Consider the following 18,478-nt stretch of genomic DNA (forward strand, 5'->3'; position numbering starts at 1 on the left):
CGCCCGGCGGATCCCGCAGGGACCGAGACCGTCACTCTGGCCTCTCGTGTCTCAGGTTGCTCACACTCACCCCTTGTCTGTGAGCACTCTGAGCACCAAACTCGGCCTCGTTCGTCCACCGAATCTGGAGGCCTCGTGCGCAAGATCGTCCTGTCGGCTGCGATGAGCACCGCGCTCCTCGCGACGACGCTCGCGGTGACGCAGTCGTCATCGTCGGCTCAGTCCGCCACCACCCGCACGACGAAGACCACCACCACCGCGGCCCAGTACGTCGTCCTCTACGACGCCGGCGTCAGCGACGCCCTGGCCCGCACCTCGATCGCCGCGGCCGGGGGCACCGTGCTCGCCAGCAACGCCGAGGTCGGCTACGCGCTGGTCTCCAGCGACGCCGCCGACTTCGTCGAGAAGGCCGGTTCCGCCCTCGGCCTGGTCGGAGCCGCGAAGAACCGCAGCATCGGTGAGGCGCCTGCCGACACCGTCGCCGACGCCGCCTCCGTCGTGGAGAAGCTCACCGCGTCCGAGCGTGCGCAGGTGCAGGCGGACGTGGACCTCAAGTCCCTCGCCACCCGCAAGCCCAAGGACGAACCGCTGGCCCCGCTGCAGTGGGACATGGCCGCCATCGGCGCCACCAGCGACGGCTCGTACGCGACCCAGCCCGGCACGAAGAAGGTCACCGTCGGGATCATCGACACCGGCGTCGACGGCACCCACCCCGACATCGCGCCGAACTTCGACGCCGCGGACAGCCGCAACTTCGTCACCGACATGCCCGACCTCGACGGTCCCTGCGAGGTCGCGACCTGCGTCGACCCCGTCGACGTCGACGACGACGGCCACGGCACCCACGTCGCCAGCACCATCGGCGCCCCGATCAACGGCCTCGGCATGGCCGGTGTCGCCCCGAAGGTCAACCTCGTGAACATCCGCGCGGGCCAGGACTCCGGGTACTTCTTCCTCCAGCCCACCCTCGACGCGCTCACCTACGCCGGCGATGCCGGCGTCGACGTCGTCAACATGAGCTTCTACGTCGACCCGTGGCTCTACAACTGCCAGGCGAACCCGGCCGACTCGCCCGCCGAGCAGCAGCAGCAGCGCGTCGTCGTCGCCGCCGTCCAGCGCGCGATCGACTACGCCCGCAGCAAGGGTGTCCTGCCGGTGTCCGCGTCCGGCAACGAGTCGACCGACCTCGGCGCCCCCGGCGTCGACTCCACCAGCCCCGACTACCCGGTCGACGCCGACGGCAACCCGACCCAGGCCCGCGACCGCACCATCGACAACGCCACCTGCCTCAACGTGCCCGCCGAGAACGACGGCGTCGTCACCGTGAACTCGACCGGCCCGTCCGGCCGGAAGGCGTACTACTCCAACTTCGGCACCGAGCAGTCCGACGTCTCCGCCCCTGGTGGCGACGCCTACGACACCCCCGACCAGCGGGTCAGCCCCGACGGGGAGATCCTCGCGGCCTACCCGGAGGCGCTCGCCCTCGCCAGCGGTGACGTCGACGAGAACGGCGAACCCACCAGCCCGTTCGTGATCCGCGAGGTCACGAAGGACGGCCGCAACGCGTACTACCAGTACCTGCAGGGCACCTCGATGGCGTCCCCGCACGCAGCCGGTGTCGCGGCCCTCATCGTCAGCCAGTTCGGCAAGCCCGACAAGGCCCACCCCGGCACCCTGACGCTGGACCCGGACCTCACCCAGGCGATCCTGCTCGGGACGGCCACGGACACCCCGTGCCCGGTGCCGGCGGAGTTCACCTACCGCCGCGTGTCGGCGACCGCGGGGGAGAGCACCACCACCGCGACCTGCGCCGGACCGGCCGACGACAACGGCTTCTACGGCGAGGGGATCGTGAACGCCCAGACCGCGGTCTCCGCGTTCTGAGCCAGACCCACCACTCGAACCGGACCCCGTCGACCGCACCCGCGGTCGGCGGGGTCTTCGGGTCTCAGACCGCCAGCGACTTCAGGGCCGTGGTGTCGTCCTTCTTGAGGTCCTCGAACATCTCCAGCGCCTCGTCCGTGTTCCACTTTACGGCCAGGCCGTGCGCGGTCCGCAGGTTCGGGTCGGAGACGGGGACCGTCATCGAGATCCCCGAGGCGCTCGACGCGCCGCGCATGCCCTGCAGGAACTTCACCAGGTCCCCGATCCCGGCGTCCTCGTCCAGCGTCACCGCGGAACCGCCGGAGGAGGCCAGCGGGAAGGCCCTGAACGGGTTCAGCAGCGTCGCCGGGCTGGCCGCCTTCGAGATGATCGCCGCGAGGAGTTCGCGCTGACGCACGGCGCGACCGAGGTCGCCCTGGACGTCGGAGTAGCGGTACCGGGCGTAGCCCAGCGCGGTCCTGCCGTCCATCTGCTGGCAGCCGGCCTGGATGTCCAACCCGGCCCGCACGTCGTCGACGGCCTGCGTCGGGCACATCTGCACCCCGCCGACGGCGTTGACGATCTGGGCGAACCCGCCGAAACCCGTCTCGACGTAGTGGTCGATGCGCAGCCCGGAGACGTTCTCGATCGTCTGCATCAGCAGGGGAGCGCCCCCGATCGAGAACGCCGCGTTGATCTTGTTGCTGTCGTGGCCCGGGATCGGCACGTAGGAGTCGCGCGGGATGCTGATGAGCGCTGCGGGCCCGCCGCCGTCGGGGACGTGCAGCAGCATGATCGTGTCGGTGCGCTGACCGGAGATGTCCGTACCGCCCGCGGAGTACTCCGCGATCTCCTCCGGGGACAGGCCGTCGCGGGAGTCGCTGCCGACGATGAGGTAGGTCGTCCCCGGGGTCGCCGCCGGCCGTGCCCCCGTGGAGGCCGCGGCCACCTGGTTCACCGCGGACCAGCCGCGCCACGTCAGCGCCAGCGGGTAGGCGACCGCGAGGACGACGAGGACGGCCACGATCCCGAGGACCCGGCGGCGACGGCGGACGTTGCGGCGCGGCCGGGACCGGGGCTCTCGGGGTTCACGCGGTTCCCGGGGTTCACGCGGTTCGCGCGCGGTCTGCGGGGCCGGCGCGGCGGGTTCGTGGAGGTCGAGGAGGCGCTGCTCGCGCCCGGGGGTCTGCGCCGCCGGCCTCGGGGGGGCGGGGCGTCGCGACGGGCGGCCGTAGGTCGTGGAGTGCCACTGCTCGCCGCGGTCGGCGGTGTCGTCGTTCGGCGGCTCGGCGGGCATTGCTCCACCGTACGGCGCTCGGCGCGCCGGACCCGGGACCCGCGACACGCCCGCACGCGGGCCTCACGCTTCGCTCACATCCGGGCCCCCGACGCGAAGGACCCTCCCCACCCGGCGAGCGCCCGGAACGGGGGCTGCGCCGGGCGGGAAGGGTCCTTCCCACGGTGGTGCGTCAGGCGCGCGGGCGGCCCAGCGCGCGGTACGTCCAGCCGGCGTTGCGCCAGCGCGACGGGTCGAGGGCGTTGCGGCCGTCGAGGATGCGCTTCTCCTTGACCAGCCCGGCGATGGTGGCCGGTTCCAGGTCGCGGTACTCCTTCCACTCCGTCAGGAGCAGGACGACGTCGGCGCCGCGGACGGCCTCCTCGACGGTGTCGGCGTAGGAGATGTCCGGGACGGCCTTGCGGGCGTTGTCCAGGGCCGCGGGGTCGGTCAGGACGACGTCGCCGCCCTGGAGGCGGATCTGCGCGGCCACGTTGAGGGCGGGGCTGTCACGGATGTCGTCGGAGAGCGGCTTGAACGCCGCACCGAGGACGGCGACGCGCTTGCCGATGAGCGAGCCCTCGCAGACCTCGCGGGCCAGGTCCACCATGCGGATCCGGCGGCGCATGTTGATGGAGTCGACCTCGCGCAGGAACGTCAGCGTCTGGTCGGCGCCGAGCTCCCCGGCGCGGGCCATGAAGGCGCGGATGTCCTTGGGCAGGCAGCCACCGCCGAAGCCGAGGCCGGCGTTGAGGAACTTGCGCCCGATCCGGTCGTCGTGCCCGATGGCGTCGGCGAGCTGGGTGACGTCCGCGTTGACCTTCTCGCAGAGCTCGGCCATCGCGTTGATGAAGGAGATCTTGGTGGCGAGGAAGGAGTTGGCGGCGACCTTGACCAGCTCGGCGGTCTGGTAGTCGGTGACGATCAACGGGGTGCCCCGCTTCAGCGGCGTGGCGTAGACCTCGTCGAGGAGGGCCTTGGCGGCCTTGCCCTCGGTCGTGGTCTGGCCGCCGGAGACGCCGTAGACGAGGCGGTCGGGGGTCAGGGTGTCCTCGACGGCGTGACCCTCGCGCAGGAACTCGGGGTTCCAGGCCAGGCCGGCGCCCGGGGCCTTGTCGAGGACCTTGGCGGCCAGGCGGGTCGCCGTGCCGACGGGGACGGTGGACTTGCCGATGACGAGTTCGCCGGCGGCGACGTAGGGGAGGAGTCCGTCGACCGCGGCGTCGACGTACTTCATGTCCGCCGCGAACTCGCCCTTCTTCTGGGGTGTGCCCACGCACACGAAGTGCACGGCCGACCCGGCCGCCTCGGCCATGTCGGTGGTGAACTTCAGTCGGCCGGTGGCCATGGTGCGCTCGAGCAGTTCGGGCAGGCCCGGCTCGAAGAACGGCGCACGAGCGGCCTGGAGGGCCGCGATCTTCTCAGGGTCCACGTCGATCCCGATGACGTCGTGTCCCAGCTCCGCCATGCATGCCGCATGGACGGCTCCGAGGTATCCGCACCCGATGACAGTCATCCGCATGGAGCGCACAGTAGCGATACGTGAGCGGTGAGAGAACTCTTGACTCCATCCGGGGCGGTGTGCGTGCCCGCTCCGCGGGGCTCAGGAGGCGGGTTCGTGCAGGAGTGGTGAGGGAGGTCACGGCGGCGCGTGACACTCTGTGCCTCAAGATTCGGCCGTCAGGGGTCGAAGCCTGGAGCCACGGCACGTCCCACCGGAAGGTCACCATGCGCTTGCGTCCTCGCACCCTCGGCCTCGCGGCCGCCCTCGCGGTCAGCTCGGCCCTCGTGGCGGGTGCCGCTCCCGCGACGGCTTCCCCGGGAGTCGACCTGAAGGCTGCGGCGACCAGCCGCGTCTACGGGGCCGACCGCATCGGCACCGCCGTCGCCGCCTCGAAGTCCTTCACCGGGCAGGGGGCGTCCGCGGTCGTCCTGACCCGCTCCGACACCTTCGCCGACGCCCTCGCGGGTGCGCCGCTGGCCTCGGACAAGGGCGGCCCGCTGCTCATGACGCCCCGCACCAGCCTCGACCCCGGCGTCGCCGCGGCGATCAAGGACGAGCTCCGGCCCGGCGGCACCGTCTACCTGCTCGGTGACGCCAACGCCCTCTCCGCCGACGTCGAGAACTCCGTGAAGGCCCTCGGCTTCCCGACGGTCCGCCTCTTCGGCTCCGACCGCTTCGGCACCGCCGTCGCGATCGCCAAGCAGCTGCCGTCGGCCACGAGCGTCTCGGTCGTCACCGGCTGGAACTTCCCCGACGGCCTCGCCGCCGGTGCCCTCATGGGGGTCGTCGACACCGACTCCGGTCACAGCATCGGCGCCGTCCTGCTCTCCGACGGCAACAACCTCGGCGCGAGCACCCAGGGCTACCTGGACTCCCGCCGGTTCAGCACCAAGATCGCCGTCGGCGGGACCGCCGTCACCGCCGTCACCAAGTACCAGACCGGCTGGTCGCAGCTGGCCGGCAACGACCGCTACGAGACGGCGTCGCTGGTCGCCAAGCAGTTCACCTCCACCGCCTACTTCCAGGACGCCACCGAGATCATCGGTGTCGCCACCGGTGAGAACTGGCCCGACGCCCTCGCGGGCTCGGCGCTGCTCGCCTACGGCGGTGGCCCCATGCTGCTGACCGCGAAGGGCTCGCTGCCCGCCAGCACCCGCTCCGCGATCGACGCGCTCAAGGCCGACGCGGCCACCGAGGGCACGTCCATCCAGAAGGTGCTCGTCTTCGGTGACGAGAACTCGGTGTCGGCCGGCGCCTACGACGCGATCGTCTCCGCCGTCGGCTGAGGCGACAACGCTCAGGCAGGCCCGTCGCGCTCGTCGCGGCGGGCCTGTTCGCGTGCCGGTTCCTGTCGCCGGGCCTGTTCCGGGGTCACGGCCTCGTCGAGGGCCAGGCGACGGGCGAGCTGGGTGATGGTCTCCTCCAGGTGACGCGAGCGCCGGTAGGAGGAGACGACGAACCCGAGGAACGCGATCACCAGCCCGTAGAGCAGCAGGTCCGACCCCCGGCCCACGCCGACGGCGTTCGCGACGTCCGTGACGGCCCCCGGGACGAGGATGCTGGCGACGGCCAGCGCGACCAGCGCCCCGAGCAGCAACCGGCGGATCGCCTGGTGACGGGCTCCGGCGGTGGAGCGGACGAGGACCACGCCGACGACGAGCACGACGACGATGAGCAGGACCTGGATGGCGAGCACGCGGTCTACCCCAGCAGCGTTTCGACGAGGATGTTGATGCTGTTCAGCAGCGACTGACCCTTGGAACGGGAGTAGTCGGTGTAGAGCACGTGGACGGGGTGCTCGGCCCAGCGCAGGTCGCTGCGCCCGACCTGGTGGACGATCTCGCTGGCGTGGGCCATCCGGTTGTGCCGGATGCGCAACGTCGCGGCACCCGTGCGCGAGAGCACCCGCAACCCGTTGTGCGCGTCGGTCAGGCGCATCCCCGTCGTCCGGTTCGTGTAGACGACCGCGGCGCGCAGCACCAGGCGCCGCAACGGGTCCAGCTCGGTGCGCCGGTCCAGGAAGCGCGACCCGAAGACGACGTCGAGGTGCTCGCGCTCCAGGCGGGCGACCATCGCCGCGGCGTCCTCGACGCGGTGCTGGCCGTCGGCGTCGAAGGTGACGACCGAGCGCGTCGACGGATCGCGCAGCGCGTAGGCGATGCCCGTCTGCAGGGCGGCGCCCTGGCCCAGGTTCACCGCGTGCCGCACGACCACGGCGCCCGCGTCCTGCGCCGCGGCGGCGGAGTCGTCGGTGCTGCCGTCGTCGACGCAGACCACGTGGTCGAACCGTTCGCGCAGCCCGCGCACGACGTCGCCGACGACGCTGGCCTCGCAGAACAGCGGGATGACCACCCACGTGCCGGGGAACCCGGGCGTGCACGGATCGACCGGGGAGTCGGTCGCGGGGACGTTCGATGAGGTGTTCACGGCCCGTCCATCATGGCTGCTCGCCGCCACCGATCGGCGCATCGGCGAGGATGGCGCGCGTGAAGTCCCTGCTGTCGACCGTCCGCGCCCTGCTCGCCCTCCTCCCGGCGGGGAGTTCGCGGTTCGTGACGGCCTACTGCACCGCCCAGGCCCTGCTCTCCGTCTTCGACGTCGCCGCGCTCGGTCTGCTGGCCGTCCTGCTGCCCGCCGCGGTCAGCGGGAACGGGCAGCTGGCGATCGCGGTCCCCTTCCTCGGCTCGGCCATCACCACGACCCAGCTCATCGTGCTGATCTGCGTCGCGAGCCTGCTGCTGGTGCTGAAGTCGCTGACCCAGCTCGCCCTGGTGCGCTGGGGGGTGATCCGCTTCGCCGAGCACGAGGTCGACGTCGCCGACCGGCTCGTGCGCTCCTACCTGTCGGCGTCGTGGGCCTACCGGCTGCGGGCCAGTTCGGCGCGCGCGGTCCGCACGGTCGACGAGTCGCTGAACCAGTCCTTCAACGGGTTCCTCATGCCGTTCTCCAGCCTCGTCGCCGAGGTCGCCTCGCTGTTCGCGGTGGGGATCGTCGTCCTCGTCGCGGCCTGGCAGACGGCGATCGTCGCCGCCGTCTACTTCGGGCTCGTCGCCGTCCTGCTCTACTCCGTCATCGCGAAGCGGGCCGCCGCGGCGGGACGCACCGCCACGGCCGCCAGCGTCGACACGATCCGCCTCGTGCAGGAGTCGTTCGCGACGACGAAGGAGATCACCCTGCGCGGTCGCGGCGACCAGCTCGCCGGCGTCGCGCGCGAGGTCCGCACGGGCAGCGCCCGGGCGCGCGGGATGGCGTTCTTCTACTCCGTCGGGCCGCGCTTCGTCCTGGAGGCGGCCCTGCTGGGCGGGTTCCTCGTCGTCGGTGGGATCGCGGTGCTCACCCAGGGCGTGACCGAGGCGGTGTCGGCGATCGGTCTCTTCGCCGTCGCCGGGTTCCGCGTCGTGCCGTGCCTGACCCGGCTGCAGTCGGTCTTCGCGACGATGCACGCCCACGAGCCGAACGCCCAGGAGGTCCTGGAGGCGCTGCGCGAGACCGGCGCCTCCCACGGCGAGGCGCGCTTCGCCCCGGTCGACCCGCGCGGGCTGCCGGACGGCGCCGTGGCCATCGACCTCCTGGACGTCACCTTCACCTACCCGGGCAGCGACCGTCCGGCCCTGGACGGGGTGTCGATCACGGTGCCCGCGGGGTCCCGCGTCGCCGTCGTCGGCCGCTCCGGCTCGGGGAAGTCCACCCTCGTCGACCTCGTGCTGGGCCTGCTCACCCCCTCCTCGGGGCAGCTCCTCGTCGGCGGCAAGCCGTTCGACGAGGTCGCCGCGGCGTGGCGCGCCCGGGTCGGCTACGTGCCGCAGGAGGTCGCGCTGCTCGACGCCGACGTGGCCCGCAACGTCGCGCTGTCCTGGCGCGACGAGGACGTCGACGTCGCCCGGGTCGAGCAGGTCCTCGCGGCCGCGCAACTCAGCGACGTCGTCGCCGGTCTGCCCCAGGGCGTGCACACGCCGGTGGGGGAGCGCGGGTTGCGGCTCTCCGGCGGGCAGCGGCAGCGGCTGGGGATCGCGCGGGCCCTCTACGCCGACCCGAAGGTCCTCGTCCTCGACGAGGCGACCTCGGCGCTGGACGCCTCGACGGAGGCCGCGGTGACCGCGACGGTCGCCGCGCTGCGTTCGGAGGTGACGGTCCTGGTGGTCGCGCACCGGCTCGCGACGGTGCGCGACTGCGACGCGGTGGTGCTGCTGGAGGAGGGGCGCGTCGTCGACGTGGGGACGTTCGACGAGGTCGTCGCGCGCGTCCCCGACTTCGCCCGCCAGGCTCAGCTCTCGGGCCTGGCGAGTGATCACGAGATCGCTGGGTAGGGTCACCGATCGTGTCGTCCCTGGTCCGCATCGCGACGCGGACCTACCCGCCGGACGTGGGTGCCGCGCCGTTCCGGCTGCGCGCCCTCGCCCGTGCCCTCGTCGAGGCCGGGTGCGACGTCGAGGTCGTCACGACCACCGCGACCGCGCCGGAGACCCGTGACCCCGGGGTCGCCACCTCGCGCTTCCCCGTCCTGCGCGACGGTGACGGGGCCGTGCGCGGGTACCTGCAGTACCTCTCCTTCGACGTCCCGCTCACCGCGCGGCTGCTCACCGGTCGCCGACCCGACGTCGTCGTCCACGAACCGCCGCCCACCACCGGCGTCGTCACCCGGATCACCTCGACGCTGCGCCGGACCCCCTACGTCTCCTACCTGCCCGACGTCTGGTCCCAGGGCGCCGTCGCCGCCGGCGCGCCCCGGCCCGTGCTCCGGGCCGTCGAGCTCGCCGAGCAGGCCGCCCTGCGCGGGGCCGCGCGCGTCCTCGCCGTCACCGAGGGGATGGCGCGGGAGGTGATCCGCGGCGGGGTGGACCCCGACACGGTCCGCGTCGTCGGCAACGGCGTCGACGTCGACGTGTTCCGCCCCCAGGCGAGCGTCGCGGGGCCGGGGCTGCGGGTCGTCTACAGCGGCACGATGTCGGAGTGGCAGGGGGCCGAGGTCCTGCTCCGCGGGTTCGTGCGGTTCCTCGGGTCGAACCCCGACGCCCGGCTGACCATGGTCGGCGGGGGAGTCGACGTCCCGAGGTTGCGGGCGCTGGCCGCCGACCTCGCCCCGCACGCCGTCGACCTGCCGGGCACCGTCGCCCCGGAACGCGCGGCCGAGCTCCTGGCCCACGCCGACGTCGCGCTCGCCTCGCTGGTCCCGGACACCGGCTACGACCTCATGTCGCCCACCAAGGTCTTCGCCGCCACCGCCTGCGGGACCCCCGTCCTCTTCGCCGGCGTCGGGGGCGGTGCCGACCTCGTGCGCGAGCACGCCCTGGGGTGGGTGGTCGAGCACTCCGCGACCGCCGTCGCCGATGCCCTGCGCGAGGTCACGACCCCGACCCCACCGACCCGGGAACGCCTGCGGGAGTGGGCCCTGGAGCACGGGTCGCTGGCCTCCGCCGCGCGACGGGCCGCCGCCGCGGTCCTCGAGGTCGTGTGAACCCCCCGATCCCCGTCATCACCGGCGGCTCTCCGACCTCCGACGCCCTGACCCTCGCGCTCGGCGTCCTCTGGGTCCTCCTCCCGGGCGGTCTCGTGCTGGTGGCCGGCGGGGTCCGGAAGGTCCCCGTGCTGCTGGGGGCCGCGCCGGCCACCTCCGTCGGGATCTCCACCCTCGCCGCGACGGTCAGCGGGCTGAGCGGCACGCGGTTCTCCTGGTGGCTCGTGCTCGCGGCCACCGCCGGTCTCGTCGCCGTGCTCGCCCTCGTCCGCGGCCGGGCCGGCGCCTTCGAGACCGAACGGGTCCCGCGTGGGCCCGCGCTCGCCGCCGCCGCGCTGCTGCTCGCCGCGACCGCCACCGCCCTCGAGCTGTTCCGCCGCGGGATGGGGGCGCTGGCGACACCGTCGCAGGAACACGACACCCTCACCCACGCCCTCGTCACCGCCCGGATCCTGCGCACCGGTGACGCGGCCCCCTGGCGCGGGCAGGTCCTCGACGTCGTCACCGGGACACCCGCGCAGTACTACCCGAACGGTCTGCACCAGTGGGCCGCGCTCGTCGCCCAGAGCGGGGACGTCAGCGCCGTCGCCGGCTTCAACGCGACCAGCGTCGTCGTCCTCGCCGTCGTCCAGCCCCTCGGCCTCCTCGCCCTGGCGGCGCGGACCCTGCCGAAGGAGTGGCTGCCCGCCGGCGGGATCGCCGCGATCGCGTCGGTGCTGGCCTACCAACCGCTGCAGGCCATGCACCACGACTCGGGCGCCCTGCCCAACGCCGCCGCGATCGCCTTCGCCCCCGGGGTGGTCGCGCTGCTGCTGCCCCCACCGCGGACCCCCGGCCGGGGCGTCGTCGGGATCCTCCCCGCGATCGCCCTCGCCTGCGCCGGAGCCGTCACCGTCCACCCCAGCGCCGCCCTCACCATCGGCGGCGGGTTCCTCGGTGCCTACGTCTTCGGCCTGGTCCTCCGCGCGGAAACAACACTTTCCGCCCCTGACCGGGCATGTTCGAGGGCGGAAAGTGTTGTTTCCGCGGGGAAGTGGCTCGCGGGGCTCGCCGGGGCGGGGGTCCTGGTCGCCGCGCTCGTCGGGACCGCCCTCGCCCAGGCGGCGGCCGCCGGCGGCGGGTCCAGCTCACGCTTCGACCGCGACATCCCGGCGCAGTCGCTGCCCGATGCGCTGCACCGCGTGTTCACGCTGCCCTTCCAGGGCGGCCTCGACCTCGCCTCCACCCGCGAGCAGTGGTGGCTGGCGGTCCCCGTCCTGCTCGGCGTCGCGCTCGCCGGGCGCCGGGCCGGGGCCATCGCCCTGACCTGGCTGGTCTGGTCCGTGCTCGCGCTCGCCTACCTGCTCGACCTGCACGCCCCGGGTCTGGACCTGGTGTGGGACACCGCGTGGAACTCCTACTTCCGGGTCGTCGCGCACGGCAGTCCCTGGGCGTGGCTGCTCGTCGGGGTCGGCGTGCTGCGGCTCTCGACGCTGCTCGCCCGCCGGTGGGCCCCCGTGCTGGCCCCCGTGCTGGCCACCGTCCTGGGCGCCGCGCTGCTCACCGCCAACGTGCTCGACGTGTTCTCGATCGAGGTGCAGGCCCTGCGCGAGCGCTACGCCGAGCCCACCTACCAGCGCATCGACGCCGACGACCAGGCCGCCGGCCGCTACCTGGCCGCGCACGTGCAGCCCGGCCAGCGCGTCATGAACTCCGGCAACGACGGGTCGACCTACGACTACGTCCTCGACGGTGTCCCGATCCTCGCCACGACGGCCGTGCCCACGACCCCGCTGCCCGACCTGCGGACGCTGACGGCCCGCTTCCACGACCTGCCCACCGACCCCGAGGTCCAGGCGCTGGTCGCGAAGTACGACATCGGCTGGGTCGTCGTGGACTCCGTGGCCCCCGGCCTGCCGCTGAAACCGGCCGACGCCGTGTTCTTCGGCCAACCCGGCTACGACGTCCCGCCCGGGCTCACCGGCCTCGACGGGGTCGAGGGGCTGCGCAAGGTCTTCACCAGCGGGACGGTGAGCGTGTGGCAGGTGACCCTGCCGTGACCTGGCACCCTGTCCCGGTGCCCCGGGAACGTGTCATCGCCGTCGTCGTCGCCTGGGACCGCCGCGACCTGCTGCTCGCCGGGCTCGACGCGCTCGCCGCCCAGACCCGCCGCCCCGACCTCGTCGTGGTGGTCGACAACGCCTCCTCCGACGGCTCCCCGCAGGCCGTCCGGGAGTGGAGCACCGGCACCGACCTGCCCCTCGACCTGGTCGTCCTGCCCCGCAACACCGGCGGCGCCGGCGGGTTCGCGGCCGGCCTGGCCCGCGCGGTGCACCGCCACGACGCCGACGCCGTCTGGCTGATGGACGACGACACCGTCCCGACCCCGACGGCGCTCGCGGAATCGCTGGCCGCCCTGCGGCGCACCGGGTCCGCCGTCGTGGCGAGCCGGGTCGTGTGGACCGACGGCCGCGACCACCCGATGAACACCCCCCGCGAGCGCCCCGGGGTCAGCGCGCAGGAGCGGGCGGCGGCCCGGGCCGCGGGCTGCCTGCCGATCCGCTCGGCCAGCTTCGTCGCGCTGCTGCTCGACGCTCGGGCGGTGCGCGAGGACGGACTGCCCGAGGCCGCCTTCTTCCTCTGGAACGACGACTTCGAGTACACGACCCGGCTGCTGCGCCACCGGCGCGGGGTCGCGTGCGCGGCCAGCGTCGTCGAGCACCGCACCAAGGTGTTCGGCTCCACCGACGCCGATCCGGGGGAGCGGTTCGTGCTGGAGGTCCGCAACAAGCTGTGGACCTTCACCCGCTCCCGACCCCTCGACGCCCGCGACACCGTCCTCTACGGCGGGGCGACGCTGCGCCGCTGGGGCCGGACCATCGCCCGCTCGCAGCGCCGCGACGTCCTGCTCAGGGGCCTGACCAGCGGGCTGCGCCAGGGGGTCCGCCGCCCCGCCGCCACGGCCACGGTCCTCGCCGGCCTCGGCGAGGTCTCCGACGACGTCCGCGCCGTGGAGTCCGCCGCCGGCCGCGCCCCGGTCCTGGAGCCGGCTGGCCGCCGGCTCCAGGACCTGAGGTTCTCGGTGCTGCTGCCGGTGTGGGCGCGCGACGAGGTCGCGCAGCTGCAGCGCGCGGTCGCGAGCGTGACGAGCGACCAGGAACTGCGGCCCGACGAGGTCCTCATCGTCCGCGACGGTCCCGTCCCCGACGACCTGCAGGAGGCCCTCGACGCCCTGCAGGGTGTGCGGGTCCTGGAACTGCCCGAGAACGTGGGTCTCGCCCGGGCCCTCGAGGAGGGTCTGCGGCACTGCACCTTCGACGTCGTCGCCCGGATGGACGCCGACGACGTGAGCCTGCCGCACCGCTTCGCCCGCCAGCTGCCGCTGATCGCCGCGGGTGCCGACCTCGTGGGGGCGGGGCTGCTGGAGATCGGCGCCGACGAGGACGACGTCGTCGGCCGCCGCGTCCCGCCGACCGGCGCGGCCGCGATCGCCCGCTACGCCCGCTTCCACGACCCCTTCAACCACCCGACGGTGGTCTACCGCCGCTCCGCGGTCGCCGCGGCGGGGGGTTACCGGGACCTGGACCTCATGGAGGACTACTGGCTGTTCGCGCGGATGATCGGCGCGGGTGCCCGCGTCGAGAACCTCGCCGAACCGCTCGTGAAGTACCGCGTGGGTGCGTCCCCGGACGCCGGCTCCTACGCCCGCCGCGGTGGTCTGCGGCTGTTCCGCTCCGAGCTCACCCTGCAGGGACACCTGCTGCGGGAGGGGTTCACGAGCCCCGTCCAGGCCGCCCGCAACGTCGTCGTGCGCGGCGGCTACCGCTTCGTCCCGACCCGGATCCGCACGCTCGCCTACCGGGCGCTCATCGCGACGTCCCACCAGCAAGGAGGTGACCGGTGACCGCCGTCACCGACACGCAGCCCCCCGCCGACACCACGGCGGCCAAGCGCCTCCCCGAGGTCCGCTCGATCACCGGGCTGCGGATCGTCGCGGCCGTCTGGGTGCTGCTCTTCCACTGGAAGTTCACCCCGCTGCCGGACTGGGAGCGGGTGCGGGCCTTCCTCGTGCCGGTCACCGACTCCGGGCACCTGGGCGTCGACCTCTTCTACGTGATCTCCGGCTTCGTCATCACGCTGACCTACGTCGAGAAGATGGGCCGGCGACCGGACCTGCGCGGCTGGTGGCGGTTCTGGTGGGCCCGGATCTGCCGGGTCTGGCCCGCCTACGCCGTCGTCGTCGTGCTGTTCGGGATCTGGCTGCTCTGGCGGCGCAGCATCGACCCGACGTTCTACGCCTACCAGGGCGTCCAGCCCGACCTCGGGCCGTGGAGCTGGATCCAGCAGCTGCTGCTCGTCCAGCTCTGGCACCGTCCCGACTTCGACGGGGCCAGCTTCGTCGGCGCGACCTGGTCGGTCTCGGCCGAGATGGCCGCCTACGTCGCCTTCCCCGTCCTCGCGCTCGTGCTGTACCGCCTGAAGCGGCTGCCCTGGTGGGTGCTCGTCGCCGGCGCCGTCGCGCTGATGGCCCCGGCCGCCCTGCGCAGCTACCAGACCGGGGTCATCTACTGGGACTACAGCTGGCTGGAGCGCATCTTCACCTGCTTCGGCGCGGGGGCGCTGGTCTGCCTCGCGGTGCGCAAGCTGCAGGCGGGTCCCCGCTCCGGCGAGCTCGCGGCCCGCTGGGCCCCGCGGGTCGCCTGGATCCTGGTGATCGAGTGCGTGCTCGTCGTCGGCTGGGCCGCGGGCCGGCCCTACGACCGCTTCGCCGTCGTCGCGGTCCTCTTCCCGCTGCTCGTCGGGGCGCTGGCCCTCACCGACCAGGGCCCCTCGGCCTTCCTGTCCCGGCCCGCGATCGTGCTCGGCGGGCGGATCTCCTACAGCGTCTACCTGGTGCACGTGCCGGTGTACGAGATCTTCTGGACCTTCCAGAAGGAGGTCCCGCAGATCGCGCCGGGGGGGCCGTGGACGAGCTTCGTGGTGCCGAACCTGCCCCTCGTCGCCATCGGGCTCGGGTGGGTCCTGTGGAGGTTCGTCGAGGAACCCGCCCGCCGCCGCCTGCGCGCGGTGGGCCGTGCGCGCCGTTGAAGTGGGTGGGGGTCCGGGACGGCTACGCTGACGCCACCATGCCCGAGCACAGTGACGCCCCTGCACATGCCACGCAGAAGACGCCAGAGACGGAGCGACCGAGGGTGAGCCAGCCGTGAACATCGACCTCGTCGTCGTCGGATCGGGCTTCTTCGGGCTGACGGTCGCCCGTCAGTGCGCGGAGGACCTGGGCCTGAAGGTCCTCGTCATCGACCGCCGGCACCACATCGGTGGCAACGCCTACTCCGAGGCCGAACCGGAGACGGGCATCGAGGTGCACCGCTACGGCGCGCACCTGTTCCACACCTCCAACGAGCGGGTGTGGGAGCACGTCAACCGGTTCACGAAGTTCACGCCCTACGTGCACCGCGTCTTCTCGACGTACCAGGGCGGCGTCTACTCGATGCCGGTCAACCTGCACACGATCAACCAGTACTTCGGCAAGGCGCTCTCGCCGGCCGAGGCGAAGGCGCTGGTCGCCGAGCAGGCGGGCGAGATCGACACCGCCGCCGCCGACAACTTCGAGGACAAGGCGATCTCGTTGATCGGCCGTCCGTTGTACGAGGCGTTCTTCAAGGGCTACACCGCCAAGCAGTGGCAGACCGACCCGCGCAACCTGCCCGGGGCCACCGTCACCCGCCTGCCGGTGCGTTACGGCTACGACAACCGCTACTTCAACGACACCCACGAGGGCCTGCCCGTCGACGGGTACACGAAGTGGCTGGAGCGCCTCGCCGACCACCCCAACATCGAGGTGCGGCTGAACACCGACTTCTTCGACGCGGACCAGGAGGTCCGCAAGGGCAACGTCGCCGGGAACGTGCCGATCATCTACACCGGTCCCGTCGACACCTACTTCGACAACGCCGAGGGCGAACTGTCGTGGCGCACGCTCGACTTCGAGCAGGAGGTCCTCAACGTCGGGGACTTCCAGGGGGCGCCGGTCATGAACTACGCCGACGAGGACGTGCCCTACACCCGGATCCACGAGTTCCGGCACTTCCACCCCGAGCGGGACTACCCCAAGGACAAGACCGTCATCATGCGGGAGTTCTCCCGCTTCGCGGTCGAGGGTGACGAGCCCTACTACCCGGTGAACACCCCCGAGGACCGGCAGAAGCTGCTGGCCTACCGCGACCTCGCGTCGCGGGAGGAGGGCGTGCTCTTCGGGGGCCGGCTCGGCACCTACAAGTACCTCGACATGCACATGGCCATCGGGGCGGCCCTGTCGATGGTGGACAACAAGCTGACCCCGCACTTCAAGGACGGCGTGGCCCTCGTGGCCGGTGGGGTGGACGCATGAGCACTGTCACTTCTGGTTCGGAACTGCACCTCGCAGCCACCGGCGTGGGCCTCGCGCCCGACGACGGTGCGTGGCGCGAGGTCCACCGCATCGTCTTCCCGTCCCGCGCGGACATCGACGTGCTGCCGCTCTACGTCGACTTCTCCCAGTCGGAGGGTTTCGCCTCCGCGGAGTCCGACGGCGTCGAGTTCGTGAGCACCGGTTCCGGTGACTCCGACACCGAGGCCGCCGGCGACCGCCGCAGCCTCACCGTCCCGGCCGGCAAGCGGTACTCGCTGGGTTCCTACTTCAACGCGTTCCCGGCCTCCTACTGGCGCAAGTGGACCCGGGCCGAGAAGATCCGGTTCGCGGGCACGTTCGTCGGTTTCGGCACGGTGACGCTGTTCAAGTCCAACGCCCGCGGTTCGCGTCAGCGCGTCACGTCCTGGCGCGTGGACGGCGAGGCGCAGCTGCGCGAGGAACTCAGCCTCGCCCCCTTCGCCGACGGCGGCTGGTACTGGATCGACGTCGCCGGCGGTTCCGACGACCTGACGCTGGTCGAGGCCGCGTGGAGCGCCCCCGTCGCCGACCACGTCGCCGGCAAGGCCTCCATCGGGGTCACGACGTTCAACCGGCCCGACTACTGCGTGAAGACCCTCAACGCGCTGGCCTCCGACGCCTCCGTGCTCGAGGTCCTCGAAGAGATCGTCATCGTCGACCAGGGCACCCAGAAGGTGCGCGACGAGGACGGTTTCGACGAGGTCGCGGCCCTGCTGGGCTCGAAGCTGCGCATCATCGAACAGGCGAACCTCGGCGGGTCCGGTGGGTTCGCCCGCGGGATGTTCGAGGCCGTCCGCTCGGAGAAGGCCAGGTACGTCCTCCTCCTCGACGACGACGTGAACATCGAGCCCGAGGGCATCGTGCGCGCCGTGCAGTTCGGCGACGCGTGCCGCAAGCCCACCCTCGTCGGTGGGCACATGTTCGACATGTACGACCGTTCGGTGCTGCACACCCTCGGTGAGTCGGTGAACCTCTACCGCTTCTTCTGGGGCCCCGCGCGCGGGCTGTACCACGGCCACAACCTGGCGGCCTCGAACCTGCGCCAGACCCCGTGGATGCACCGCCGCGTCGACACCGACTACAACGGCTGGTGGATGTGCCTCATCCCCGTCGAGGTCGTCAAGGACATCGGGCTCTCGCTGCCCGCGTTCATCAAGTGGGACGACGCCGAGTACGGCCTGCGCGCCATGGAGCACGGCTACTCGACGGTGTCGCTGCCCGGTGCCTGCGTGTGGCACGTGTCGTGGAACGACAAGGACGACACGATCGACTGGCAGGCCTACTACCACGAGCGCAACCGCTTCCTGGTGGCCCTGCTGTACTCGCCGTACGAGCGCGGTGGCCGGCTGTTCCGCGAGAGCAGCTACACCGACGTCAAGCACCTCATCTCGATGCAGTACTACGCGCAGGCCCTGCGCAACCGGGCGCTGAGCGACCTGCTGAAGGGCCCGAAGCACCTGCACGAACTGCTCGGCGCGACGCTGCCGGCCGTCCGGGCGCTGCGCTCGGAGTACCCCGACGCGCAGGTCGCCGCCGAACCCGACGCCTACCCGACCCCCAAGCGCGGCAAGCCCGCGCACAAGGGCAAGGAACCGCAGGCGCCGAAGAAGGCGACGCTGCTGCCGTGGGCCGCGCAGGCCGCACTGCGTCAGCTGCGACCCCCGAAGCCGGAGTCCGCGCAGCGTCCCGACGCGACCCTCGCCGCCAGCGAGGGCAAGTGGTGGGAACTGTCCCTCTACGACAGCGCCGTGGTCTCGATGGCCGACGGCAAGGGGGCGGTCTGGTACCGCCGCGACGCGAAGAAGTTCCGGTCGCTGCTCGCCGAGTCGGCCGACCTGCACCGTCGGATGCTGACGTCCTGGCCGCAGCTGCGGGCCGCGTACAAGGCCTCGCTGCCGGAGATCACCTCGATGCAGGCCTGGGCGGACACCTTCGGCGTCGACCTCGACGCCCCCCGCGAGGAGAGCTGAG

At 72.5% G+C, this 18,478-nt stretch carries 13 protein-coding genes; 9 read left to right on the plus strand and 4 right to left on the minus strand.

The genetic code is table 11. The features are described 5' to 3' along the window. Nucleotides 1-135 precede the first annotated feature (135 nt). Nucleotides 136-1,884 (plus strand): S8 family peptidase, encoded by a 1,749-nt coding sequence (locus AC0I8G_RS03470; protein WP_471728675.1) that lies wholly within the window; start codon nucleotides 136-138, stop codon nucleotides 1,882-1,884. 64 nt (nucleotides 1,885-1,948) lie between these two features. Here the strand turns inward: AC0I8G_RS03470 and AC0I8G_RS03475 are convergent, their stop codons facing one another. After that, the gene (locus AC0I8G_RS03475; protein WP_471728676.1) at nucleotides 1,949-3,160 is read right to left on the minus strand and encodes an LCP family protein; all 1,212 of its coding nucleotides are present in this window, start codon (nucleotides 3,158-3,160) and stop codon (nucleotides 1,949-1,951) included. A 172-nt stretch (nucleotides 3,161-3,332) separates the two neighbouring features. Beyond that, complete coding sequence (locus tag AC0I8G_RS03480; protein ID WP_380259380.1) at nucleotides 3,333-4,661, minus strand: UDP-glucose dehydrogenase family protein; 1,329 nt, start codon at nucleotides 4,659-4,661, stop codon at nucleotides 3,333-3,335. 206 nt (nucleotides 4,662-4,867) lie between these two features. Between AC0I8G_RS03480 and AC0I8G_RS03485 the strand changes: the two genes are divergently transcribed. Then, on the plus strand, nucleotides 4,868-5,929 hold the full coding sequence (locus AC0I8G_RS03485) for a cell wall-binding repeat-containing protein (RefSeq protein ID WP_471728677.1): 1,062 nt from the start codon (nucleotides 4,868-4,870) through the stop codon (nucleotides 5,927-5,929). Between the two features lie 11 nt (nucleotides 5,930-5,940). On the opposite strand, the gene AC0I8G_RS03490 is transcribed toward AC0I8G_RS03485, so the two are convergent. After that, nucleotides 5,941-6,339 carry a DUF2304 family protein gene (locus tag AC0I8G_RS03490; protein ID WP_471728678.1) on the minus strand — a complete coding sequence of 133 codons (399 nt, stop codon included), beginning with the start codon at nucleotides 6,337-6,339 and terminating at the stop codon, nucleotides 5,941-5,943. A gap of 5 nt (nucleotides 6,340-6,344) precedes the next feature. Then, nucleotides 6,345-7,070: a glycosyltransferase family 2 protein gene (locus AC0I8G_RS03495; RefSeq protein WP_380158116.1), complete on the minus strand. Its 726-nt coding sequence runs from the start codon at nucleotides 7,068-7,070 to the stop codon at nucleotides 6,345-6,347. 59 nt (nucleotides 7,071-7,129) lie between these two features. Between AC0I8G_RS03495 and AC0I8G_RS03500 the strand changes: the two genes are divergently transcribed. From AC0I8G_RS03500 to AC0I8G_RS03530, 7 genes are all read left to right on the plus strand, one after another. Continuing rightward, the gene (locus tag AC0I8G_RS03500; RefSeq protein WP_471728679.1) at nucleotides 7,130-8,950 is read left to right on the plus strand and encodes an ABC transporter ATP-binding protein; all 1,821 of its coding nucleotides are present in this window, start codon (nucleotides 7,130-7,132) and stop codon (nucleotides 8,948-8,950) included. Between the two features lie 11 nt (nucleotides 8,951-8,961). After that, nucleotides 8,962-10,098, plus strand: coding sequence for a glycosyltransferase family 4 protein (locus AC0I8G_RS03505; protein ID WP_471728680.1), 1,137 nt, complete (start codon nucleotides 8,962-8,964; stop codon nucleotides 10,096-10,098). Continuing rightward, nucleotides 10,095-12,137: a DUF6541 family protein gene (locus AC0I8G_RS03510; RefSeq protein ID WP_471728681.1), complete on the plus strand. Its 2,043-nt coding sequence runs from the start codon at nucleotides 10,095-10,097 to the stop codon at nucleotides 12,135-12,137. The genes AC0I8G_RS03505 and AC0I8G_RS03510 overlap by 4 nt, the downstream gene beginning before the upstream one ends. Nucleotides 12,138-12,154: 17 nt before the next feature. Beyond that, nucleotides 12,155-13,981 carry a glycosyltransferase gene (locus AC0I8G_RS03515; protein ID WP_471728682.1) on the plus strand — a complete coding sequence of 609 codons (1,827 nt, stop codon included), beginning with the start codon at nucleotides 12,155-12,157 and terminating at the stop codon, nucleotides 13,979-13,981. Continuing rightward, entirely contained in the window at nucleotides 13,978-15,165 is a 1,188-nt protein-coding gene (locus AC0I8G_RS03520; protein ID WP_471728683.1) for an acyltransferase family protein, read from the plus strand. The genes AC0I8G_RS03515 and AC0I8G_RS03520 overlap by 4 nt, the downstream gene beginning before the upstream one ends. A gap of 115 nt (nucleotides 15,166-15,280) precedes the next feature. Further along, nucleotides 15,281-16,468, plus strand: a complete 1,188-nt coding sequence (glf, locus tag AC0I8G_RS03525) for a UDP-galactopyranose mutase (RefSeq protein ID WP_471728684.1) — start codon at nucleotides 15,281-15,283, stop codon at nucleotides 16,466-16,468. After that, nucleotides 16,465-18,477 (plus strand): glycosyltransferase, encoded by a 2,013-nt coding sequence (locus AC0I8G_RS03530; protein WP_471728685.1) that lies wholly within the window; start codon nucleotides 16,465-16,467, stop codon nucleotides 18,475-18,477. Before glf ends, AC0I8G_RS03530 begins: the two co-directional genes overlap by 4 nt. Nucleotide 18,478: the final 1 nt, after the last annotated feature.

It is taken from the genome of Kineococcus sp. AC630, assembly GCF_979255925.1.